This is a genomic window from Microbacterium sp. NPDC064584 (assembly GCF_040687315.1).
Taxonomy (GTDB): Bacteria; Actinomycetota; Actinomycetes; order Actinomycetales; family Microbacteriaceae; genus Microbacterium; species Microbacterium lacus.
In genome coordinates this window covers 271,116-292,633 of record NZ_JBFBMZ010000001.1, presented here as the reverse complement: position 1 = coordinate 292,633, position 21,518 = coordinate 271,116, and the positions used below count along the sequence as shown (strand labels likewise).

Below are 21,518 nucleotides of genomic sequence, written 5' to 3'. Positions count from 1 at the left end.
CCGACGGCGCGGTACTTGCGCCGCCGAAGAACTCTGTTACGCGGACCCGGCGGCGACCGGTTCGGGGTCGGGCAGGTCGCGCATGCGCCAGAAGGGCCCGATGATGACGAACAGGCCCGCGAACAGCTCCAGGATCGCGGCGATCCAGAGCGTCGGGACGACGCCCAGCCACGTGCCGAGCGCACCCGCGCCGAGCGCCGCGATCGGCATGACGCCCCACACGCAGAACCGGATCGAGGCGTTCATGCGACCGAGGAGCCGGGGCGGGGTGATGCGCTGCCGGAAGGTCACCTGCGTGATGTTGTACAGCAGCACCGTGAAGCTCATCAGCATGGACTGCACCACCAGGAACGGGAACGCGATCTGCGGCACGAGGGTCGCGACCGGCAGGAGGAGCGGCGTCAGGCTGAACCCGATCACGCTGAGCGGGAGGGTGCGCGCCTCGCCGAACCGCTTCACGATCCGGGGCGTGGCGATCGCGCCGAGGAGGCCCCCCACCGCTCCGAGGGAGAAGATCACGCCCATCTGCGCGGGGCTCAGCTCGAGCACGCGCAGGAGGTAGATCGGCAGGAGGGTCATCGAGATCGTCCCGAACAGGTTGGCGAAACCGGTCGTCGCGACGATGCGACGCAGCAGGGGGTTGCCGAACACCCAGCGCAGGCCCTCGCCGATCTCGGTCATGATCGGCCGGTGGTCCTCGGGTGCGCGGCGCTCTTCGTGGTCGCGGGTGAACAGCAGCGCGATGAAGGAGATGACGTACGTGCCGACCGTCGCGAGGATCGCGATCGGCGCGGTGATCGCGCCGATCAGCCATCCGCCGACGGCGGGTCCGGTCAGGCCCGCGATCTGCTGGGTCGACTCCAGCTTTCCGTTCGCCTCGGCGATCTGGTTCGGGCGCACGAGGGAGGGGATGATGCTCTGATACGACACATCGAAGAACACCGTGGCGATGCCCATGATCAGGGCCACCACGACCAGTTGCCAGATGTGCAGCATCCCGAGCAGCCACAGCAGCGGCACCGTGCCGAGGGCGAGCGCGCGGACCGCGTCCGCCCAGATCATGACGTGGCGCTTGCGCATGCGGTCGATCCAGGCGCCGGCGGGGAGCCCGACGATCAGGAACGCGGCGACGTTCGCCGCGGTCAGCACGCCGACCTCGAACTCGCTCGCGTTCAGCAGCAGCACCGCGAGGACGGGGATCGCGAGCTCGGTGACCTGCGCGCCGAACTGGCTGAAGGCCTGCCCTGTCCACATCGTGAGGAAGTTGCGGTCGCGCCAGAGCGATCCCTTCGGCGCGGGCGCGGGCTGCCTGGATGCCGCCTGGTCGGCCTCGACGGCGTCATCCGCTCCGGAGGTCGACGTGTGCAGGCTCGACTCGGCGCGGGCTTCGGCCAGGATCTCGGCATCCGCGTCGTCGGAGGGAGGCATCTGCCCAGTGTGAGCGACTGATTGGGAATTGTCAATCAGTCGCCGATAGACTCCCGATGTGAGCGACTCGGAGTCCGACCCGGCCGCCCAGGCGCGGATCCGAGCGCTCAGCTCGGCGACGCGCTTGCGGGTGCTGCGTCTGTGCGCGTTCGAGTCGCGCACGAACAAGGAGCTCGCCGAACTCCTCGGGCTCAATCCGGGCACGATGCTGCACCACGTCCGGACTCTCGTGCAGACGGGCTTCCTCGTCGCCGAGCCGGAGCGCAGCGGCGCACAGGGCGCGCGCGAAGTGCCGTACCGGGCGACGGGGGCGTCGTGGCGCTCGCCGCTGCCGGGAGCATCGGCCGTGCTGGTCGAGACCTTCCTGCAGCAGATCGCCGGGGTTCCTCCGGACGAGGTGGACACGACGTGGCTCGGCCTCAAGCTGAGCGACGAGCACAAGGCCGAGCTCGAGGAGCGGCTGTTCGCCCTCGCGCAGGAGTTCAAGGAGCGGGGCCCGGACCCGGACGGGAGCCCCTACTCACTCTTCATCGCGCTGCACCCCGATCTGAATCCCCCCGCGCCCCGCTCCTGACTGGGGTGGACACGGCGGGCGGCGAGGCGGATGCTGAGAGGACCCCTCATCGATCCGGAGGCCCATTCATGTTCACGCACTCCGCCGCGTTCAGCGGCTTCTCCGTGGATGACCTCGACGCGGCCGCGACGTTCTACGGACAGACCCTCGGCCTTCCCGTCGAGAAGAACGACATGGGCATCCTCGAAGTGACCCTCGGCACGGGCGCCCGGGTGATCATCTACCCGAAGCCCGATCACGAGCCGGCGGTCTTCACCATCCTGAACTTCCCGGTCGACGACATCGACGCGGCGGTGGATGAGCTCAACGCGCGCGGCGTCGCCACCAAGATCTACGACGGCGATTTCGGCGGCGATGCCAAGGGGATCCTTCGCGGAAACGGCCCCGAGATCGCGTGGTTCCGCGACCCGGCCGGCAACGTGCTGTCGGTGCTGCGGCCGTCCTGAGCCCGCCGGCTCAGGACGCGATCAGCGACTCCGCGAGCGGGCGGCGCACGCGGGGAGCGGCCTCACGCTCCTGCAGTGCCTCGGGCAGGTCGGCGGCGTCGCCGATCGGACCGAGCGCGACGACGGTGACCGGCTCGAAGCGCTCCTCGATGCCGAACGCGTCGCGCAGCGCGTCGCGGTCGAAGCCGCCCATCTGGTGCACGTACAGCCCGTCGTGGTGGGCCTGCACCGACAGGTGCGCGACGGCCTGGCCGAGGTCGTAGACGGCCCAGGGCAGAGGCGAGCCGTCGGGGGAGGTGGTCTCGGCGACCGCGACGATCAGCACGGCGGCGTTGCCCGCCCACGCCTGGTTGAATCCCATGAGCGCGTCGTGGATGCGTGCGTGCTCGGCGCTGCCGCGACGGGCGACGACGAATCGCCACGGCTGGGTGTTGTTCGCGGAGGGGGCCCAGCGCGCGGCCTCGAGGGCGCTCGCGAGCTGCTGCTCGTCGACCTCGTCGTCCACGGCGTACGCGCGCGGGCTCCAGCGATCGGCGAGGATCTCCAGCACCGGGGCGTCGGTGGCGGCGGTGCGGTTCAGGACGGGAGTGGACATGGCGACCTCTTTCGCGGGGATCTGATGGGAGTCGGGTCGCCGTTGGCCCAGGTGATCAAACCGCATTCAGTCGTATGTATTCCCGCGAGACCTGTGGATGCCGCGACCCGGGTCGCGGCATCCACAGGGTCACCCCCGCAGTGCTTCGCCGAGCTTGACGCGCGCTCCCATCCGCAGAAGCGAGTTCTGGTAGATCTTCGCGCCGACCAGGATCGCCCCGATGCACGTGGCGATGAGGATCGCGAGTGCGATCAGCGGCTCCCACCACTGCGCCTCGCCCAGGAAGAGGCGCATCGGCATCCCGACCGGCGCCGAGAACGGCACGTAGGACATGATCGTGAGCACGACCGGGTTGTCGTTGAAGAAGATCACCAGGAAGTACGGCGCCATGATGAGCAGCGTCAGCGGGAAGGTCGTCGATCCGATGTCCTCCTGGCGCGAGACCATGGCGGCGGCCGCGGCGAAGAGTGCGGCCAGCAGCACGAACCCGAACAGGAAGAACACCGCGAACCACAGGATGGGCGCGCCCAGCAATCCCAGGAGCTCCGTCTGCCCGATGACCGTGAGACCCACGACGGCGATCGCCGCGAGCACGAGGATCTGCGCCATGGCGAGCACCGTGTTGCCGATGACCTTGCCCGCCAGGAGGCTCCGCGCACGGATGGCGGAGATCAGGATCTCGACCACCCGGGTCTGCTTCTCCTCCACGACGCTCTGGGCGATCGTGGACCCGAACAGGCTCGCCGCCATCAGGAACACGATGCCGAAGCCGATCGCCACGATGAAGCGCAGGGCCTCGTCGGTCGCGGCGGGCTGCAGGAGCTCGACCTCGGGCACCTCGGCGAACTGCAGGAGCAGCGTCGTCGGCGCGGAGGACTCCGCGAGGATCGTGAATCCGAAGGGCTCGGCGTTCGGATCGCCGACGACGGCGGCGTCCACGGTGCCGTCGGAGACAAGCGCCTCCGCCGCTGCACGGTCCGCGACCTCGGTGATCTCGAGCGCGTCGCTCTGCGGGACGAGGGACACCGCATCCGCGGTCACGGCGATGGGGGTGCCGGACTGGTTCTGCGCGGCGAGGCCGCCGAACACGAGACCGGCGAGGGCGAGGACGAACAGGATCGCGGTGGAGATGAGGAACGCCTTGCTGCGCAGCTTCGACGCGATCTCGCGCTCGGCCACGAGCCAGACGGCCGCGGCCTCGCTCGGTGCGGCGGGACGGTCGATCGTGCGGGGGAGGGTGCTCATGAGATGACCTCTCGGAAGATCTGGGCGAGGGTGGGATGCTGCGGGGCGAAGCTGCCGACGTCGCCGCGGGCGACCGCCTCTTTGAGGACCCGCTGAGCGGTCTGGTCGGTGTCGACATCGAAGACGGCGTATCCACCGTCGAAGTCGACGATCTCGACGCCGGGCTCGGTCCGCAGCCACCCGGCGTCGCCGGTGGAGACGAGTTCGTATCGCTGGGCCGAGTGCTGGCGCCGGAGCGTCTCACGGTCGCCGGAGGCGCGGATCGTGCCGTCGGCGATGATCACGAGGTCATCGCACAGCCGCTCCACGAGGTCGAGCTGGTGGGAGGAGAACAGGACGGCGGTGCCGGCGGCGGCGCGCTCCTGCAGCACGCCCGCCACGACGTCCACCGCGATCGGGTCCAGCCCCGAGAAGGGCTCGTCGAGGATGAGGACTTCGGGGTCGTGCACGAGGGCGGCGGCGATCTGCGCACGCTGCTGATTGCCGAGCGAGAGCGTCTCGACGTTGTCGCCCAGCCGCTCGCCGAGACCCAGGCGTTCCAGCAGTGACGTGGCGGCATCCGTCGCGGCGCTTCGCGAGTAGCCGTGCAGCCGAGCGAGGTAGACGATCTGGTCGAGGACCTTCATCTTGGGGTACAGGCCCCGCTCCTCCGGCATGTAGCCGAAGCGGCGGCGGTCCTCCGCCCCCAGCGGTCCGCCGCCGAGCGTCACGGTCCCCCCGTCGGCGGCGAGGACGCCGAGCACGATGCGCATCGTGGTGGTCTTGCCCGCACCGTTGCCTCCGACGAAGCCGGTCAGACGCCCGGCGGGGACGTCGAAGCTCACGTCGGAGAGCACCCGGTGCGCGCCGTAGCTCTTGTCGAGATTTCGCAGTTGCAGCATGGCTCCACGCTACGAACCCCGGGGGGCAAGCGGATCCCCCGCGCGGCGGAGACGCGAGGGGGAGATTCAGGCGAGTCCGTGCTGGTGCGCCAGCACCGCGGCGTGCACCCGATCGCGCGCGCCGAGCTTCTGCAGCACGTTCGACACGTGCGTCTTCACGGTCGCCTCGCCGATGTAGAGCTCACGGGCGATCTCGGCGTTGCTGCGCGCCTGGGCGACGAGGCGGAGCACTTCCGCCTCGCGCTCGGTCAGCAGCGCCGCGGCCGGCAAGGCCTCCGCCGGTGGGGCCGGGGCAGCGGATGCCGCGCCGAAGCGCTCGATCACGCGCCGGGTGACCTCGGGGGCGAGCAGCGCGTCGCCGGCCGCAACCACGCGCACGGCCCCGACCAGCTCGTCTGCCCCGGCGTTCTTGAGGAGGAAGCCGCTTGCGCCCGCCTCGAGGGCTTCGAACAGGTACTCGTCGCGGTCGAACGTGGTGATGACGATCACCGCCGCCGCGACCGCCGGATCGGCCACGATGCGGCGAGTGGCCTCGAGCCCGTTCAGGACGGGCATCTGGACGTCCATGCAGATCACGTCCGGGCGCACGGCGGAAGCCGCCGCGATCGCCTGCTGCCCGTCGGCGGCTTCGCCGACAACGGTGATGCCGTCCGCCGCCTCGAGGATCGTGCGGAATCCGGCGCGCATCACGGCGTGATCGTCGACCAGGAGGACCCGGATCATGACACCGCCGCCGCGTCGGAGTGCAGCGGCACGGTCACCCTGACCCGGAAGCCGCCCCGCTCGCGCGGCCCGATCTCGATCCGAGCGCCCGACGCCGCGGCACGCTCGCGCATGCCGAGCTGGCCGAGTCCCGGTCGGGGCTCCTGTACGGCGCGGCCCGTGTTGACCACTTCGAGCTCGACGTGGCCGTCGCCGGTGTAGCGGAGTCGCACGTCCGCGGTCGTGCCCGGGCCGCCGTGGCGGCGGGCGTTCGTGAGCGCCTCCTGGGCGATCCGATAGAGGTTGACCGCGGTGACCGGAGGCACCGGGACCGGGTCGCCGATGATCGTGAACGTCGTCTCCAGACCTGCGGCGTCGGAGGCGGCCACGAGAGCCGGCAGCGTGTCGAGACCGAGGGTCGAGGCGGGCGCGTCCTCCGCTGCGCCCGGGGTGCGCAGCGTGTCCAGCAGCCGGTGCAGCTCGTCGATCGCCTCCCGGGCGGATGTCTCGATCCCTGCGAGCAGCCTCCTGCTCGCCTCGGGATCGGTCGCGAGGGTCGCGCGCGCGGCGCCTGCCTGCACCCCCATCACCGACACGTGATGGGCGACGACATCGTGCAGCTCGCGGGCGATGCCGACTCGGTCGAGCGCCACAGCCTGAGCGGCGGTGAGCTCGCGCTCGGCCTCGAGCTCGGCGGTGCGCGCCTCCAGGGCGGTGCGCTGGGCGGCCGAGGCCCACGCCCGTTCGCCGAAGTAGTACGCGCCGCCGAAATAGAGGGCGTTGACGAGGATCGTCAGCATCACCTGCGCGACAACGGGTGAGAAGGCTCCGGCGATCACCTCCGCCTCCTCGGCGGAACTGAGCGCGTCGCGGTACATCACGATCACGAGCCAGGCGAACATCCCGATGATGATCGCGATCCGCACGACCGCCGCGCGGCGCCGATCCGTGGACCATGCGCCGACCGTGTACAGCGCGATGAACATCGCGATGTTGCCCACGTACACCTCGGGGATCCGCAGCGTCACCGCCGCGAAGTAGGCCACGGAGATGATGACCGCCACCGTCGCCGGCCAGCGCCGTCGGAAGGCCAGCGGAACGGCGAGGACGATCGCGTAGACCAGCGCGAGCTGCATCGAGCCCTGCTCGTCGCCGTAGATCCCTCCGATCGCGCTCAGCGTCGCGCTGAGGACCGCGCCGACGAGGATGACCAGCGCGAGCACGAGGTCGGCGCGGCGGTCACGGGCGGTCGGGCCGGGGCGGACGGGAGATGCATCGACGACTGCCACCCGTCCACGCTACGGCGGAGGGCGGCGGAGCGGCATCCCCCGCGCGACGGAGACCGGCTCGGCGTGGACGGGCTGATCAGCTTGGACGGGTTACTCTGGCTGGCGGGGAACTTCGCTGCATCGCATGGGGATGCGCGGTGGGGTCGGTATCGGGTGAGTGCGCTTGGGGGCGTGGTGCTTCGCGAAGGTGTGAAGTGGGGGGCGACGTGCGCCGCCGTGACGGTGGTGCTGGTCATCGGCGGCGGAGTGTCGAGCGCCTCGGCCGCGGTGCCGTCGCTTGCTTCGGTGGTTCCCGTCGCCGCGCCGAGCCCGACGCCGGAGCCGACATCGACACCCGCCCCGGTGCCGTCGCGGAACAACCTCACCGGCGACCAGATCATCGCGCTCGCTCAGACCTGCGGAGGCCTCACCGCGGCCGACCCGGCTGCACCCGGCCTGCCGCTGCCGGACCTGTCGCAGTGGGCCGCCGACGCGATGACCTATTTCGCCTCCGTGGGGCAGTGCGATCAGCTGCCCGCGATGGTGAGCAGGGATGCCGCGCGCACCGACCCGGAAGGGACGGTGTTCTCGTCGCCGCTGCAGTTCATCGACCCACCGTGCGCCGCGGGCACGGTCGTGTCGTTCTGGGCGCACTACGACGACGATCTGATCTTCGCGAACCCGGCTCTGCAGGAGGCGTTCGACAACGGCCAGTGCCTGCGGACCTTCTTCTTCACGGGCTCGGACGCCGGCGAAGGCAAGTCTTCGTACGCGTCCAACCGGGAGCTCGGCATCCGCCGCGCCTACAACTCCGTCCGCGGGCAGTCCGGCCTGTGGTCCGATCAGACCGTGCAGCTGCGCAACGGCGTCACCGTCACCCTCAGTCGCCCGGACGGCGACAGCAGGGTCTCGCTGATCTTCCTCGGTCTCCCCGACGGGGGCCTGCCGGGCAGCGGCTACAAGAACACGGGGTGGGAGAGCCTCCCCAAGCTGGTCGAGGGCGACATCGCTGAGATGCACACGCTGGACGGCGAGCACACCGTGACGTTGGATCAGCTTCAGAGCACGGTCCCCGAGCTCGTGAACAGCTACGGTGCGACCGAGGTCATCTCCCACCTTCCGGGGTTCGCCGAGGGTGCCGACGGAGACCACCCGGACCACCGGTCGGTCGGTCGCATCGTCGCGGCGCCCGTGGATGCGGGGCTGATCAACGGTGCGATCGTGCAGTTCGCGCAGGGGTACCCGGTCGCCCGCCGCCCGGTCAACCTCAGCGGGGACGAGCTCGCCCGCAAGCTGAACACGTTCGCGATCTACGCCGCGAACGACCCGGTGATCAGCTGCAAGGACTCGGCGGGGTGCCTGAGGGTGAACAAGTTCGGCGCCTGGCTGCAGCGGCAGTACCTGATCCCGTACGGCGACGTGGTTCGCGAGGAGTGACAGCCGTTCAGCCGAAGATCATCGGCCGATCGTCGTCGTCCTCTTCCGACGTGAAATCGAGGTCGACCACGACCGGCACGTGATCGCTCGGTGCCTCTCCCTTGCGCTCGTCGCGGTGGATCGCGGCGCCCGTCACCGCGTTCGCCAGTGCGTGGGACCCGAGGATGAAGTCGATCCGCATGCCCTCGTTCTTGGGGAAGCGCAGGCGCTTGTAGTCCCAGTACGTGTAGCCGGTCGGCACCAGGGGGCGGACGACATCGGTGAGCCCCGCGGACTCGAGCGCGGCGAACGCCGCCCGCTCGGGTTCGGACACGTGGGTGGAAAAGCCCGGGACGACGGCGGGGTCGCCGTTGTCGGCATCCGTCGGTGCGATGTTGAAGTCGCCGACGAGGGCGAGCGGCAGATCCGGCGTTCTCTGGAGTTCATCGCCGACGTGCTCCTGCAGAGCGCTGAGCCAGTCGAGCTTGTAGAAGTAGTGCGGGTCCTCCAGAGCGCGCCCGTTGGGGACGTACAGGCTCCAGATGCGGACGCCGCCGATCGTGGCGCCGATCGCGCGGGCTTCCTGCGGGGCATCGTCGCCCACATGGTCTTTCGCGAATCCCGGCATTCCCGGAAAGGCATACGACACGTCGGCGAGGGGTTCGCGACTCGCGATCGCGACGCCGTTCCACTGCGAGAAGCCGTGCGCCTCGACGTGGAAGCCGGCCTCCTCGAACGCGGCGAAGGGGAACTGCTCGGCTTTGCACTTGATCTCCTGCATCGCCAGCACGTCGATGTGCTCGCGCACCGCGAACTCGACGGTGCGCTCGACGCGGGCGCGGATGGAGTTGACGTTCCACGTGGCAAGTCGCATGGGATCAAGCCTAGGCCGCGCCGCCGACGGTTCTGCAGGAAGGGGTTGTCCCCGGCCGGGCCATGTGGGTGAATGGCGGCTAACCCACAGAAAGGGGTCCCCACATGCGCCACAAAGCGCTCGCCGCCACCATCGCGGCCCTTGCCCTGGTCGTCCTGGCCGCCTCACCCGCCTCCGCGATCACCGACGGCTCACCAGACGGTGAAGCCCACCCGTACGTCGGCCTGATGGTCGCGCAGGATGACGCGGGCAACCCGATGTGGCGCTGCAGCGGCACGCTGATCTCGCCGACCGTGTACGTCACCGCCGGTCACTGCACGTTCGGTGCGGATCACGTGGAGATCTGGTTCCAGAGCAACCTCGAGCCGACGCCGGCGACCTACGGCTATCCGTTCACCGGGCAGGTCGGAGGCACGCCGTACACGCACCCGCAGTACGACGACGCGGCGTTCTACCTGTACGACCTGGGCGTCGTCGTCCTCGACGAGCCCGTCCAAATGGCGACCTACGGGGCACTGCCGGGGCTCGACCAGCTCGACCAGTTCGCGAACAAGACGAAGAAGGACGCGACCTTCACCGCGGTCGGCTACGGGCTGCAGAAGAGCTTCCCCGACGCGACGGCGTACAAGAACAGTGCGCTGAAGACCCGCATGGTCTCGACGCCGAAGCTCATCTCGATCAACACCGGCTACACCGGCGACGGGTCGCTCATCCTGTCCAACAACGCCAACACCGGCGGGACGTGCTCGGGCGACTCGGGCGGGCCGAACTTCCTCGGGTCCTCGAACGTGATCGCGGGCGTCACGTCGTTCGGCAAGAACAGCACGTGCGCCGGTACGGGCGGTGTGTACCGCATCGACCGGGCGGACGATCTGGCGTTCATCGGCAGCTTCCTCGCCGACCAGTAGGGACCTGAGTGAGGGCGGGTGCCGGGGGAGCGGCATCCGCCCTCAATAGACTCGGGGCATGACCGTCGCCTCCACTGCCGAGCTCGAAGCCGATCGCCAGGCGCTGATCGCCCTGATCAAGGATGAGGCGGTGTTCCACGGCGACTTCACGCTCTCCAGCGGGAAGAAGGCGACGTACTACGTCGACATGCGCAAGCTGACCCTCGACCACCGCGCGGCCCCGGCGATCGGGCGCATCATGCTCGATCTGGTGCGCGAGGTCGACGGGATCGTCGCGGTCGGCGGGCTCACACTCGGTGCGGATCCGATCGCGAACGCCGTGATGCACGAATCCGCGCGCACGGATCAGCCGCTGGACGCGTTCGTCGTGCGCAAAGAGCCGAAGGACCACGGTCGCGGCCGTCAGGTCGAGGGTGCGGATGTCGCCGGCAAGCGCGTCGTGGTGCTCGAGGACACCTCGACCACGGGTCAGTCGGCGCTGAAGGCCGTCGAGGCGCTGCGTCGCGAAGGGGCCGAGCCGGTCGCGGTCGCGGTCATCGTGGATCGCAAGACCGGCGCACAGGCCGCCGTCGAGGCCGAGGGCCTGCGCTGGCTCGCCGCGATCGACCTGGATGATCTGGGTCTGCAGCCGCAGTAGCCCCCGCCGCCCGCTGCGCCTTCTCCCCCTGTCCGCCGAGATGGTGGGTCTTCTGCCGAGATGGTGGGTCTTCTGCCGAGATGGTGGGTTCTGCGCCGAGAATGCCCCACCATCTCGAGGGGAAACCCACCATCTCGGCGGAGAACCCACCATCTCGCGGGGGAGGGGGGATCCACCGGGGCGGGCGGTCAGTCGCGGTCGCGGTTGCGGAAGAACTGCCACACGAACACGATCAGCGTCCCCAGGACGACGACGCCGGATGCCGCCAGCAGCAGTGTCTGATCGGACGCACTCACAACGGCCTCTTCCCGGCGGCCGCGTCCGCCACGATTTTCGCGATCCGGTTCGCCCGGGTCTCGGGTCGGCGCGCGGCGTCCACGTTGCCGATGCCGAACTTCCGCGCCGACGGGGGAAACGCGTCCCACTTCTCGCGGGCCTCGGGCACGGCATCCAGCGCGGCGGCGAGGTCATCGGGCTCGCGCAGCGCCTCCGCGTTGTCGAGCACGGTCCACGCGCCGTTGGCCTTGGCCACTTCGACCGCGCGGACGCCGGCCTCGGTCATGAGGCCCTGCTCTTCCAGGATCAGCAGCCGCGCCTTGTTCGTCGCCGCCCAGCCGCTGGAGGGACGCCGCGGCGCGAACCACAGGCCGCCCGTGCGCTCGTCGAACGTGCGCACCGGGCCGTCGATCCAGCCGAAGCACAGCGCCTGCATGATCGCGTCCTCGTATTCGACCACGACGACGTCCGATCCCGGTCGCGCCCGAACGAGCCAGGCTCCGGTCGAGCGGCGATGGTTCTCCTCCAGCCAGGCGCGCCAGGCGGCGGCGTCCGCAGCGAGAACCCGCTCGCCGTCGTCGAGCGCCCCCATCAGCGTGCGCCCCTGCTCACAGGATGTCCTGCTCCTCCGCCTCGATCGGGTCGTCCGAGAGCAGATCGGCGACCGAGTCGAGCACCTCGTCGGGGCGGAAGGGGAACCGCTCGATCTCCGCGGTATCGCTGATGCCCGTGAGGACGAGCACGGTGTGCAGGCCCGCCTCGATGCCGGCGACGATGTCGGTGTCCATGCGGTCGCCGATCATCCCGGTGTTCTCGGAGTGCGCGCCGATGCGGTTCAGCGCCGAGCGGAACATCATCGGGTTCGGCTTGCCGACGACGTAGGGCTCCTTGCCGATCGCCTTCGTGATGAGGGCACTGATCGCACCGGTGGCCGGAAGCACGCCGTCCACCGAAGGTCCGGTCGCGTCGGGGTTCGTCGCGATGAACCGCGCCCCCTCGGCGATGAAGCGGATCGCTTTCGTGATCGCCTCGAACGAGTAATTGCGGGTCTCGCCGACCACGACGTAGTCGGGGTCGGTCTCGGTCATGATGAACCCCGCTTCGTGCAGCGCGGTGGTGAGCCCCGCCTCGCCGATCACGAACGCGCTCGCCCCCGGCGCCTGTCCCCGGAGGAAGTCCGCCGTCGCGAGCGCCGAGGTCCAGATCGACTCCTCCGGCACGACGAGCCCGGACGCGCGCAGTCGCGCGGACAGATCACGGGGCGTGAAGATCGAGTTGTTCGTCAGCACGAGGAAGGGTGTTCCGGTGTCGCGCCACTGCTGCAGCAGTTCGGACGCGCCCGGGATCGGGGTGTTCTCATGGACGAGCACGCCGTCCATGTCGGTCAGCCAGCATTCGATGTCGGCGCGGGTCCGCATGGGCACAGCCTATCCGCCGGGCCGACGGCGCGAACTTCTTTCCGAGAGCCGCCGCGACCGGGCGCCGCCCGCGGCCTAGGGTCGAAGCGTGGCGCGTACGCAGCCGTGGGATCCCCGGCATCTTCCCGATCTGACCGGACGCACCTACCTCGTGACCGGGGCGAATGCGGGGCTCGGCTATTTCTCGTGCGAACAGCTCGTGCGCGCCGGCGCCCACGTGTTCATGACGGGCCGCAGCCCCAACCGGCTGATGGCTTCGCGGGCCGCCATCAGACGTCGGGTGCCGGATGCCGACACCCGGGTCGAGACGATGCTGCTGGACACCAGCAACCTGGGTTCGGTCCGTGCCGCGGCGGCCACGATCGGCGCCCGCGGGGGGCTCGACGGGGTGCTGCTGAACGCCGGGATCGTGCATCCGCCGAAGACGCGCGAAGTGACGGGCGACGGGCACGAGCTCGTATTCGCGACGAACGTCCTCGGCCACTTCGCGCTCGCGGGCGAGCTCCTGCGCCCGCTCGCCCACGCCGCGGGCCGCATGGTGTGGCTGGGAAGCATGTCGACTTCGCTCTGGAGATACGACCCCGTCGATCCGGAACTGGTCGAGGGCTACACCGGCTGGCGGGCGTACGTGCAGTCGAAGGTCGCGACCACCGCGCTCGGGCTCGAAGCCGACCGTCGGCTGCGCGCGGCGGGCGTCGCGGTCTCGAGCGTGATCGCGCACCCCGGCTACTCGACGAGCGGCCGGACCCCCGGGATCGTCGGGGTGAACAGCCCGTCCCGGCTGACCCGGTTCGCCGACAACCTGCAGCTGGGGATCACGCAGTCCAAAGAGCACGGCGCGTGGCCGCTCGTCCGGGCGCTGGTCGATCCGGACATCGAGGGCGGGGAGTTCTGGGGACCGAGGTCGGTCGTGCGCGGTGAGCCGAGGCGGGCGACGGCCTCAAGGATCACGCGCGATCCCGAGATCGCCGCGCGCCTGTGGCAGGTCTGCGAAGACGCCACCGGCGTGCGGTGGGACTTCGCGCGGGCCGCACGGAGCTGAGGGCGATCCTGCTCTGAGCGCTCCGCTCAGGCGCTGAGCCAGACGGCGCCGGCCGCGGCGGCGGGCAGCGTCACCGACCTGGCGGGACCCTCGTCCGGGATGAGGCGCAGGGTCGCGGCATCCGTCACCGCCACGTGCGCGCCGACCGCGACACCGGCGGCCTCCAGCGAGCGCAGCAGGTCGGAGTCGCGGTCGCTCACCCTCAGCACCCGCGCGGTGTGCCCCGGGGCGGCGTCGGCGAGCAGGACGAAGGGCTCGCGGTGCACCTGGCCGTCGGCATCCGGAATCGCATCGCCGTGCGGGTCGAAGCGGGGGCGTCCGAGCAGCGCGTCGATGCCCTCGAGCAGGCGGTCGCTCAGCGCATGCTCGAGCACCTCGGCCTCGTCGTGGACTTCGTCCCACGCGTAGCCGAACTCGCGGACGAGCCACGTCTCGATGAGGCGGTGCCGGCGGATCACGGATGCCGCGCGGCGCGCCCCCGCATCGCTCAGCGAGATCGGTCCGTAGGGGCGGTGCGTCACCAGCCCCTGCGCGGCGAGCTTCTGCACCATCTCGGTCACACTCGAAGGGGCCAGCCCCAGTTCGGCGGCGAGCTGGGACGGGGTGATGCGCTCCGGCTGCCACTCGGTGTGGTGGTAGATCGTCTTCAGATAGTCGTCGATCGCGGCGGAGGAGGGCACGCGTTCAGGCTACCGGCGTCGCCCGTCGGGCTGAGAAGTCGCAGCTGTGGTGAAACGCCGGGGAGAAATGGACCCGAAGACGACTGTGGCGGGCGAAAGACCCCGGAATCTCCCCGTGCTTTCACGGGCACGTGATCAGGCGCCGGTGATCACGAGGACCAGGAGCACGCCGTTCAGCGCGATCAGGAACACCGACGCGGCGATGCCGGCGGCGGTGGTGAGCACACGATTGCGGTGAGCGCCGAGCGTGCGGCGCTGCGCGGTGAGGGTGACGAGCGGGATGAGGGCGAACGGGATGCCGAACGACAGCACGACCTGACTGAGGACGAGCGCGAGGGTCGGATCGACGCCGAGTCCGAGGAGCACGAGCGCGGGCACGAGGGTCACCAGCCGGCGGGCGAGGAGCGGGATGCGCACACGGAGGAGTCCGTGCATGATCTCCGCGCCGGCGTAGGCGCCGACGCTCGTCGACGCGAGACCGCTCGCGAGCAGTCCGACGGCGAAGAGGGTCGCGACGGCCGGGCCGATGCCGCTCTGCAGCGCGGCATACGCGCCCTCGAGCGTGTCCGTACCGTCGACGCCGGCGAGGTTCGCGGCCGCGAGCAGCAGGATGCAGAGGTTCACGGTGCCGGCGATCAGCATCGCGATGCTGACGTCCCACTTCGTCGCCCGCAGGAGTCGGGTGGTCGAGATGCCGCGGAGCTGCTCGAGCGGCGCCGGGGTGCGTGAGCCCGGGTCGGCCGGCGCGAACCGGTCGCGGGCGAGGGCGCTGTGCGCGTAGATCGCGTGGGGCATGATCGTCGCGCCGAGGATCGAGGCGGCCAGGAGCACCGAGCCGGTGTCCTCGAAGCGCGGGACGAGCCCTCCGACGATCGCGCCCGGTTCGGGCGGAGCGATGAAGACACCGAACGTGAAGCCGATCGCGATGATCGCGACCAGTCCGATCACGACGAACTCGAACGTCTTCGGCCCGCGGCGCGACTGGAGCAGGAGCAGCGCGATCGAGACGGCGCCGGTGATCGCGCCGCCCCAGAGGAGCGGGATGCCGAACAGCAGGTTCAGCGCGACCGCACCGCCGATCACCTCGGCGATGTCGGTGGCCATCGCGACGAGCTCGGCCTGCAGCCAGTAAGCGCGCCGGGCCCACGGCCGGCGGATGCGGTCGCCGAGCACTTCGGGCAGGCTCCGGCCGGTCACGATGCCGAGCTTCGCGGACAGGTACTGGATGAGCCACGCCATCACGTTCCCGAGGACGACGACCCAGACCAGCAGGTAGCCGTACGCGGCGCCGGCCGTCATGTTGCTCGCGACATTCCCGGGGTCCAGGTACGCGACGCCCGCGACGAGTGCGGGACCGATCAGCCACGCCGCGCGCGCCGTCGTGCGCGGCGGACTCGACGTTTTCGGCACACCGAAACCCTAGCGCCGTTTTCGGCTTGCCGAAATATCTCCCTGTCACAGGTTGGCGATGCCGATCTGCAAAGGCCCTACGAAACCTCAGGCGCCCACGCAGGGAACTGGCGCCGAAGCGCGACGTGGCACCCGATAACCTGACCCGATGACCGCCGAGCCTGACGCCGAGCCCTCGCACGGCGTCGGGCCGTGGCCCGGCGGACCGGGCGAATGGCCCGACGACCCGCGCCTCGACCCGGACCTGCTCGCGCACGGCGACACCCGCAACGTCGTGGACGCCTACCGCTACTGGCGCCTGGACGCGATCGTCGCCGACCTCGACACCCGGCGGCATCCGTTCCACGTCGCGATCGAGAACTGGCAGCACGACATGAACATCGGCTCGATCGTGCGGAGCGCGAACGCGTTCCTCGCCGCCGAGGTGCACATCATCGGCAGGCGCCGCTGGAACCGGCGCGGCGCGATGGTGACCGACCGGTACCAGCACGTCCGCCATCACGAGGACGTCGCGACGTTCACGGCGTGGGCTCGGGATGCCGGCATCCCCGTCGTCGCGGTGGACAACCTTCCGGGCGCCGTGCCCGTCGACCGAGCCGAGCTGCCGGAGCGCTGCGTCCTGCTCTTCGGGCAGGAGGGTCCCGGTCTGTCTGCGGAGGCGCTGGCGGCGGCATCCGGAACCGTCGAGATCACGCAGTACGGCTCGACCCGCTCGATCAACGCGTCGGCGGCTGCCGCCGTCGTGATGTACGAGTGGTGCCGCCGCTGGGCGTGAGTCAGTCCGCGGCGCCCGTCGACGCGGCGTAGCGCGCGGGTTCCGGCGTCCGGGTGAACAGGCGTCCGGTGATGGAGAACGGGGTGATCCGCACCCAGCGGTACTTGAGCGTCGGGATCCACGGTCGAAGCGGCAGGGCGTCCGCCGCGTCGATGTCGGCCTGGCGGGCGAGGCGCGTCGCGGTGCCCTTCACCACGACACTCGCCGCCTGGTGCTCGTCCCATCGGTCGACTTCGAACGCGACCTCGGCGTTCTCGGCGAGGTCGGTGAGCTTCGATCCCGGCGCGGTGCGGAACAGCAGCCGCGGCCCGTCCACGACGTAGTTCACCGGGAAGATGTCCGGTCTGCCTCCGACGGCGACCGCGAGTCGGCCGACCTCGCCGCGGGCGAGCAGATTCCAGCAGGCGTCCTCGTCCAGGTTCCAGACGGCGGGTGCTCCCTCGTTCATGCGGTCAGTCAACCTGCCCGCGCCGTCGGGCACGCAGGCCGAAGGTCCCGCCGCGGACTACGCTCCGGCGGTCATCCAGGCCGCTCCTCGCACGCGCCAGCCGAGGGTCGCGAGGCGGGCGAGCATGTAGACGCCGAAGAAGGCGACCGACAGCCACGCGAGTCCGGCCGCGGCGCCGACGCCGATCGCCGCGAGCACGATGAGCGCCGGGACGAAGGGGACGAGGTTCAGGACGCCGGCGATCGCGAGGTACTTCGCATCACCGGCGCCGATGAGGACGCCGTCGAGCACGAACACGACGCCGCACACGGGCTGGGCGACCGCGAGGATCAGCAGCGCCGGCTGGATCAGGGCCGCGAGGGCGGGATCCCCGGTGAAGAGCAGTCCGATCACGCCGGACAGTGCGGCGATCACGCCGCCGACGATCACCCCGAACCACACGCCCCACGCCACGGTGCGCCGGAGCGTGCGGTGGACCTCGTCGAGCGCTCCCGCCCCGAGGCCCTTGCCGATGAGCGCCTGCGCCGCGATCGCGAGGGCGTCCAGCGCGAACGCCGCCGTGGAGAAGATCGTGAAGGCGACCTGCCAGCCGGCGAGCTCCTCCGTGCCGAGCGCGGTCGCGACGCCGACGGTCGCGAGGAGCGCCGCGCGCAGCGACACGGTGCGCAGGAACAGCCACCCACCCGACCGGGCCGAGCCGCGCACGCCGTCGCGCTGCGGGCGGATCGAGGCGGAGTGCGTGCGCGCGAGTCGACCGATCACGACGACGTAGGCACCGACCATGCCCCACTGCGCCACGACCGTGCCGAACGCGGACCCGGCGATGCCCCAGCCGAACCCGTAGATGAACAGCCAGTTCAGGAGCGCGTTCGCGCCGAACCCCAACCCCGCGATCCACAGCGGCGTCACGGTGTCCTGCATCCCGCGCAGGAGCCCGGTCGCGGCGAAGACGATCAACATGGCCGGCAGGCCCCACATCGAGATGCCGAGATACGTCTCGGCATCCCGCGCCACCTCCGGCGTCGCGCCGAAGAGTCCGACCAGGAAGGGCGTCGCGAGGTAGCCGCCGAGGGCGAGGATCGCACCCATCCCGAGGGCGAGCCACATGCCGTCGATCCCGACCGAGACCGCCTTGCTCGGGTCTCCCGCACCGAAGCGCCGCGCGACGGCCGGGGTCGTCGCGTAGGCCAGGAACACCATGAGCCCGACGATCGTCTGCAGGACCGCGGAGGCGATGCCCAGGCCCGCGAGCGGAGCGACCCCGAGATGTCCGACGAGGGCGGAGTCGACGATGAGGAACATCGGCTCCGCGATCAGCGAACCGAGCGCCGGCACGGCGAGCCGCAGGATGTCGCGGTTCAGCGTTCGGGAGGAGGTCGGCACCCTTCGACCCTATGAGTCCGCGCCCACATGAGGAGTTCCTCAGAGGCGCTCGCGCTCGATGGATGCGCGCATATCCTGTACGGATGACCGCTTCCCGCTCCGGTCTCGCGCTCGACGAGCTCAGTGCTGAGATCCGCCCCCAGGACGACCTCTTCCGCCACGTGAACGGTGCGTGGCTGGAGCGGACCGAGATCCCCGAGGACAAGGCCCGCTGGGGCTCGTTCCACCTGATCGCCGAGCAGGCCGAGAAGGACGTGCGGGCGATCGTCGAAGAGACACGGGATGCCGAGCCCGGCTCCGAGTCACGCAAGATCGGCGATCTGTACTCGAGCTTCATGGACACCGAGCGCATCGCCGCGCTCGGCGTCGCGCCGTTGCACGACCAGCTCGCCCAGGCCGACGCGATCGACACGATCCCCGCCCTGCTGCGCACGCTCGGCGAACTCGAGCGCGACGGGATCGGAGGCCTCATCGGCCTGTACGTCGAGCCCGATCCGGGCAGCCCCGACCGCTATGTGCCGTTCCTCGTGCAGGGCGGACTGTCGCTGCCCGATGAGAGCTACTACCGGCTCGAGAACTTCGACGCCGTGCGCACGGCGTATCGCGCACACATCGAGAAGATGCTGGAGCTGGCCGGCATCGCCGACGCCGCGGCATCCGCCGACCGCATCTTCGCGCTCGAGACCGAGATCGCCTCGCACCACTGGGACAACGTACGCAGCCGCGATGCGGTCGCGACCTACAACCTGAAGTCGTGGGACGAGGTCACCGCGCTCGCCGGGGTGGACCTGCACCCGTGGCTCGAGGGCACCGCACCCGGACGCGAGGAGGCGTTCGCCGAGGCGAACGTCTACCAGCCGAGCTTCATCGAGGGACTCGGTTCGCTGCTGAGCGAAGAGCGCCTGGAGGACTGGAAGGCGTGGGTGCGCTGGCGGATCGTGCACGGTGCCGCGGCATTCCTGCCCGAGGAGTTCGTCGACGAGAACTTCGCGTTCTACGGCACGCAGCTGACCGGAGTGCCGGTCAATCGCGAGCGCTGGAAGCGCGGTGTGGGCCTCGCCGAGGCCGCGATGGGCGAGGCGATCGGCCGCGTCTACGTGGAGCGTCACTTCCCGCCGGCGGCGAAGGAGGCGATGGACGAACTCGTCGCGAACCTCATCGAGGCGTACCGGCAGAGCATCACGAATCTCGAGTGGATGAGCCCTGAGACGCGAGAGCGGGCGCTCGCGAAGCTCGACGCCTTCACCCCGAAGATCGGGTACCCCGTCAAGTGGCGCGACTACTCGGCGCTCGAGATCGACGCCGCCGCCCTCATCGGCAACGTCCGCCGCGCGCACGTCCACGAGCACGACCGTCAGATCGGCCGCATCGGCGGACCCGTCGACCGCGACGAGTGGTACATGACGCCGCAGACGGTCAACGCGTACTACAACCCGCTCATGAACGAGATCGTCTTCCCCGCGGCGATCCTGCAGCATCCGTTCTTCGAGTCCGACCGCGACGCCGCAGCGAATTACGGCGGCATCGGTGCGGTGATCGGGCACGAGATCGGCCACGGCTTCGACGACCAGGGCAGCCGCTTCGACGGCGACGGGTCGCTCCGCGACTGGTGGACGGATGCCGACCGTGCGGCGTTCGAAGAGCGCACGAGCGTGCTCATCGAGCAGTACAACGCCCTCGTTCCCCGCGGCCTCGCGGAGGAGAACCACGTCAACGGCGCGCTCACGATCGGCGAGAACATCGGCGACCTCGGCGGACTCGGCATCGCGATCAAGGCGTACGAACTGTCGCTCGACGGCGCGGAGGCACCGGTGATCGACGGATTCACCGGCATCCAGCGGCTCCTGTTGTCGTGGGCGCAGATCTGGCAGCAGAAGGGGCGGGATGCCGAGACTATCCGCCTGCTCACGATCGACCCGCATTCGCCGAACGAATTCCGCTGCAACCAGATCGTCCGCAACATCGACGCGTTCTACGACGCGTTCGATGTGACGGAGTCGGATGAGCTCTGGCTCGACGCCGACAAACGCGTCACCATTTGGTGAGGCGTCCCCGCTAGAATCGCCGCGCACGCCACCCGAGTGCGCAGCGGCCGGACCGCAGGAGAACACGCGTTTTCGCAAGCGGTGTTCGGTGTGCCCGTCGAAAACCGCAGACCCCCTGGACACGGGAAGGAACCACGTGGGCATCGCCCCTGAACCTCGTCGTGACGCGGAGTCCCTCCGCAGCTCGCGGCGCGGTGGTCGCCGGCTTCCGCGTCGCGCGGCGGTCGGCCGTCGCTCGTTCACCGCGACGCTGAAGGCGCTGGATGAGCTCGCCGCGAGCGGCGCGCGGATCTCCGTGCGCATCACGGACCTCGATCGAGGGACCTCCGTCCTCGCCGGGGACGACTTCGTCACGCTCCCGGTCGCCGGTCTCGGCGTGGTGCCGCTGCTGATCGAGGTCGCATCGGGCTTCGAGTCGGGTTCTCTCGACCCGCTCGAGATCATCGAGAAGTCGAGCATCGGGCCGGTTGCCGGAGCGGGCGTGTGGCAGTATCTGAAGGCGCCGGCGCTGCCGCTGTCGGATCTCGCGGTACTCGCGGCATCCGCAGGCGATGCGCTGGCGGCGAACGCCCTGATCGGGCGGGTCGGCCTGCCAGCGGTCCGCGCGCGCATCGAGCAGCTGGGCTTCGCGCACACGGCCCTGTTGGATCTCTTCCGCGACGAACGCGGCCCCGATGACGCCCCCCACGTCGCGCTGGGCTCGGCACGCGAACTCGCGGAGCTGTTCGCGGCGCTGGTGAATTCGAGCGCCGTGTCGGCCGGAGTCAGCGCGCAGGTGGCGGAGTGGCTGAGCCTGAACCAGGATCTCTCGCTCGTGGGCTCGGCGACGGGCCTCGACGCCTTCGATCACGAGAACGACGAGCACGGGCTGCTCTTCGTGAACAAGACGGGCCGGGATGCCGGAATCCGGGTCGAGGCGGGCGTTCTCGGCGGTCCGCGCGCGGGGGTCGCCTACGCACTCATCGTGTGCTTCGACGACCTGTCGATCGCGCACCGGCTCCGCGCACACGAGGCGTTCCGCACCCTCGGCACGGACCTCATGGAGTACGTGTTCTGACCTGCGTGCC

Annotated in this window: 22 protein-coding genes; 9 read left to right on the top strand and 13 right to left on the bottom strand. The window is 70.2% G+C overall.

Features of this window, described 5'->3' with window-relative positions:
- Positions 1–36 precede the first annotated feature (36 nt).
- On the bottom strand, positions 37–1,428 hold the full coding sequence (locus AB0P18_RS01355) for an MFS transporter (protein WP_344050456.1): 1,392 nt from the start codon (positions 1,426–1,428) through the stop codon (positions 37–39).
- Between the two features lie 58 nt (positions 1,429–1,486).
- Here AB0P18_RS01355 and AB0P18_RS01350 point away from each other — a divergent pair, with 58 nt between their 5' ends.
- The gene (locus AB0P18_RS01350; protein ID WP_344050454.1) at positions 1,487–2,002 is read left to right on the top strand and encodes a winged helix-turn-helix domain-containing protein; all 516 of its coding nucleotides are present in this window, start codon (positions 1,487–1,489) and stop codon (positions 2,000–2,002) included.
- Between the two features lie 68 nt (positions 2,003–2,070).
- A complete protein-coding gene (locus tag AB0P18_RS01345) occupies positions 2,071–2,448 on the top strand; it encodes a VOC family protein (protein ID WP_363358578.1) in 378 nt (125 codons plus the stop codon).
- Between the two features lie 10 nt (positions 2,449–2,458).
- Here AB0P18_RS01345 and AB0P18_RS01340 read toward each other — a convergent pair whose 3' ends face one another.
- From AB0P18_RS01340 to AB0P18_RS01320, 5 genes are all read right to left on the bottom strand, one after another.
- The gene (locus tag AB0P18_RS01340) at positions 2,459–3,043 is read right to left on the bottom strand and encodes a nitroreductase family protein (RefSeq protein WP_344050451.1); all 585 of its coding nucleotides are present in this window, start codon (positions 3,041–3,043) and stop codon (positions 2,459–2,461) included.
- A 129-nt stretch (positions 3,044–3,172) separates the two neighbouring features.
- Positions 3,173–4,288 carry an ABC transporter permease gene (locus tag AB0P18_RS01335; protein ID WP_363358576.1) on the bottom strand — a complete coding sequence of 372 codons (1,116 nt, stop codon included), beginning with the start codon at positions 4,286–4,288 and terminating at the stop codon, positions 3,173–3,175.
- The gene (locus tag AB0P18_RS01330) at positions 4,285–5,169 is read right to left on the bottom strand and encodes an ATP-binding cassette domain-containing protein (protein WP_363358575.1); all 885 of its coding nucleotides are present in this window, start codon (positions 5,167–5,169) and stop codon (positions 4,285–4,287) included. The genes AB0P18_RS01335 and AB0P18_RS01330 overlap by 4 nt, the downstream gene beginning before the upstream one ends.
- Before the next feature lie 66 nt (positions 5,170–5,235).
- The gene (locus tag AB0P18_RS01325) at positions 5,236–5,892 is read right to left on the bottom strand and encodes a response regulator transcription factor (RefSeq protein ID WP_344050445.1); all 657 of its coding nucleotides are present in this window, start codon (positions 5,890–5,892) and stop codon (positions 5,236–5,238) included.
- Positions 5,889–7,160, bottom strand: a complete 1,272-nt coding sequence (locus AB0P18_RS01320; protein ID WP_363358574.1) for a sensor histidine kinase — start codon at positions 7,158–7,160, stop codon at positions 5,889–5,891. Before AB0P18_RS01320 ends, AB0P18_RS01325 begins: the two co-directional genes overlap by 4 nt.
- Before the next feature lie 171 nt (positions 7,161–7,331).
- On the opposite strand from AB0P18_RS01320, the gene AB0P18_RS01315 reads away from it, so the two are divergent.
- Positions 7,332–8,576 (top strand): PIG-L family deacetylase, encoded by a 1,245-nt coding sequence (locus AB0P18_RS01315; protein ID WP_363358573.1) that lies wholly within the window; start codon positions 7,332–7,334, stop codon positions 8,574–8,576.
- A 7-nt stretch (positions 8,577–8,583) separates the two neighbouring features.
- Here the strand turns inward: AB0P18_RS01315 and AB0P18_RS01310 are convergent, their stop codons facing one another.
- Positions 8,584–9,429 (bottom strand): exodeoxyribonuclease III, encoded by an 846-nt coding sequence (locus tag AB0P18_RS01310; protein WP_363358572.1) that lies wholly within the window; start codon positions 9,427–9,429, stop codon positions 8,584–8,586.
- 104 nt (positions 9,430–9,533) lie between these two features.
- Between AB0P18_RS01310 and AB0P18_RS01305 the strand changes: the two genes are divergently transcribed.
- Entirely contained in the window at positions 9,534–10,337 is an 804-nt protein-coding gene (locus AB0P18_RS01305; RefSeq protein ID WP_363358571.1) for a trypsin-like serine protease, read from the top strand.
- Positions 10,338–10,395: 58 nt separating this feature from the next.
- Positions 10,396–10,974 carry an orotate phosphoribosyltransferase gene (gene pyrE / locus AB0P18_RS01300; protein ID WP_344050433.1) on the top strand — a complete coding sequence of 193 codons (579 nt, stop codon included), beginning with the start codon at positions 10,396–10,398 and terminating at the stop codon, positions 10,972–10,974.
- Positions 10,975–11,266: 292 nt separating this feature from the next.
- On the opposite strand, the gene AB0P18_RS01295 is transcribed toward pyrE, so the two are convergent.
- Positions 11,267–11,842, bottom strand: a complete 576-nt coding sequence (locus AB0P18_RS01295) for a YdeI/OmpD-associated family protein (RefSeq protein WP_363358570.1) — start codon at positions 11,840–11,842, stop codon at positions 11,267–11,269.
- 16 nt (positions 11,843–11,858) lie between these two features.
- A complete protein-coding gene (locus AB0P18_RS01290; protein ID WP_344050429.1) occupies positions 11,859–12,668 on the bottom strand; it encodes an HAD-IIA family hydrolase in 810 nt (269 codons plus the stop codon).
- A gap of 88 nt (positions 12,669–12,756) precedes the next feature.
- Between AB0P18_RS01290 and AB0P18_RS01285 the strand changes: the two genes are divergently transcribed.
- Positions 12,757–13,710 carry an SDR family NAD(P)-dependent oxidoreductase gene (locus AB0P18_RS01285; protein ID WP_363358569.1) on the top strand — a complete coding sequence of 318 codons (954 nt, stop codon included), beginning with the start codon at positions 12,757–12,759 and terminating at the stop codon, positions 13,708–13,710.
- Positions 13,711–13,736: 26 nt separating this feature from the next.
- On the opposite strand, the gene AB0P18_RS01280 is transcribed toward AB0P18_RS01285, so the two are convergent.
- Together AB0P18_RS01280 and AB0P18_RS01275 are read right to left on the bottom strand one after the other, a co-directional pair.
- On the bottom strand, positions 13,737–14,390 hold the full coding sequence (locus tag AB0P18_RS01280) for a metal-dependent transcriptional regulator (RefSeq protein WP_344050425.1): 654 nt from the start codon (positions 14,388–14,390) through the stop codon (positions 13,737–13,739).
- A 135-nt stretch (positions 14,391–14,525) separates the two neighbouring features.
- Entirely contained in the window at positions 14,526–15,800 is a 1,275-nt protein-coding gene (locus AB0P18_RS01275) for an Nramp family divalent metal transporter (protein WP_363358568.1), read from the bottom strand.
- 148 nt (positions 15,801–15,948) lie between these two features.
- Here AB0P18_RS01275 and AB0P18_RS01270 point away from each other — a divergent pair, with 148 nt between their 5' ends.
- Positions 15,949–16,575, top strand: coding sequence for a TrmH family RNA methyltransferase (locus AB0P18_RS01270; protein ID WP_363358567.1), 627 nt, complete (start codon positions 15,949–15,951; stop codon positions 16,573–16,575).
- Between the two features lies 1 nt (position 16,576).
- Here the strand turns inward: AB0P18_RS01270 and AB0P18_RS01265 are convergent, their stop codons facing one another.
- Positions 16,577–17,023, bottom strand: a complete 447-nt coding sequence (locus tag AB0P18_RS01265; RefSeq protein ID WP_363358566.1) for a pyridoxamine 5'-phosphate oxidase family protein — start codon at positions 17,021–17,023, stop codon at positions 16,577–16,579.
- Positions 17,024–17,080: 57 nt separating this feature from the next.
- Positions 17,081–18,406, bottom strand: a complete 1,326-nt coding sequence (locus AB0P18_RS01260; protein ID WP_363358565.1) for an MATE family efflux transporter — start codon at positions 18,404–18,406, stop codon at positions 17,081–17,083.
- Positions 18,407–18,489: 83 nt separating this feature from the next.
- Here AB0P18_RS01260 and AB0P18_RS01255 point away from each other — a divergent pair, with 83 nt between their 5' ends.
- Positions 18,490–20,451: a M13-type metalloendopeptidase gene (locus tag AB0P18_RS01255; RefSeq protein ID WP_363358564.1), complete on the top strand. Its 1,962-nt coding sequence runs from the start codon at positions 18,490–18,492 to the stop codon at positions 20,449–20,451.
- 142 nt (positions 20,452–20,593) lie between these two features.
- Entirely contained in the window at positions 20,594–21,508 is a 915-nt protein-coding gene (locus AB0P18_RS01250) for a serine hydrolase (RefSeq protein ID WP_344055764.1), read from the top strand.
- Positions 21,509–21,518 lie beyond the last annotated feature (10 nt).

Bases quoted from the DNA above. Each gene is read 5' to 3' on its own strand.
- AB0P18_RS01335 (WP_363358576.1), bottom strand. From the start codon at position 4,288: ATGAGCACCCTCCCCCGCACGATCGACCGTCCCGCCGCACCGAGCGAG.
- AB0P18_RS01265 (WP_363358566.1), bottom strand. From the start codon at position 17,023: ATGAACGAGGGAGCACCCGCCGTCTGGAACCTGGACGAGGACGCCTGC.
- AB0P18_RS01325 (WP_344050445.1), bottom strand. From the start codon at position 5,892: ATGATCCGGGTCCTCCTGGTCGACGATCACGCCGTGATGCGCGCCGGA.
- pyrE (WP_344050433.1), top strand. From the start codon at position 10,396: ATGACCGTCGCCTCCACTGCCGAGCTCGAAGCCGATCGCCAGGCGCTG.
- AB0P18_RS01305 (WP_363358571.1), top strand. From the start codon at position 9,534: ATGCGCCACAAAGCGCTCGCCGCCACCATCGCGGCCCTTGCCCTGGTC.
- AB0P18_RS01340 (WP_344050451.1), bottom strand. From the start codon at position 3,043: ATGTCCACTCCCGTCCTGAACCGCACCGCCGCCACCGACGCCCCGGTG.
- AB0P18_RS01310 (WP_363358572.1), bottom strand. From the start codon at position 9,429: ATGCGACTTGCCACGTGGAACGTCAACTCCATCCGCGCCCGCGTCGAG.
- AB0P18_RS01270 (WP_363358567.1), top strand. From the start codon at position 15,949: ATGACCGCCGAGCCTGACGCCGAGCCCTCGCACGGCGTCGGGCCGTGG.
- AB0P18_RS01330 (WP_363358575.1), bottom strand. From the start codon at position 5,169: ATGCTGCAACTGCGAAATCTCGACAAGAGCTACGGCGCGCACCGGGTG.
- AB0P18_RS01295 (WP_363358570.1), bottom strand. From the start codon at position 11,842: ATGGGGGCGCTCGACGACGGCGAGCGGGTTCTCGCTGCGGACGCCGCC.
- AB0P18_RS01290 (WP_344050429.1), bottom strand. From the start codon at position 12,668: ATGCGGACCCGCGCCGACATCGAATGCTGGCTGACCGACATGGACGGC.
- AB0P18_RS01345 (WP_363358578.1), top strand. From the start codon at position 2,071: ATGTTCACGCACTCCGCCGCGTTCAGCGGCTTCTCCGTGGATGACCTC.
- AB0P18_RS01255 (WP_363358564.1), top strand. From the start codon at position 18,490: ATGACCGCTTCCCGCTCCGGTCTCGCGCTCGACGAGCTCAGTGCTGAG.
- AB0P18_RS01355 (WP_344050456.1), bottom strand. From the start codon at position 1,428: ATGCCTCCCTCCGACGACGCGGATGCCGAGATCCTGGCCGAAGCCCGC.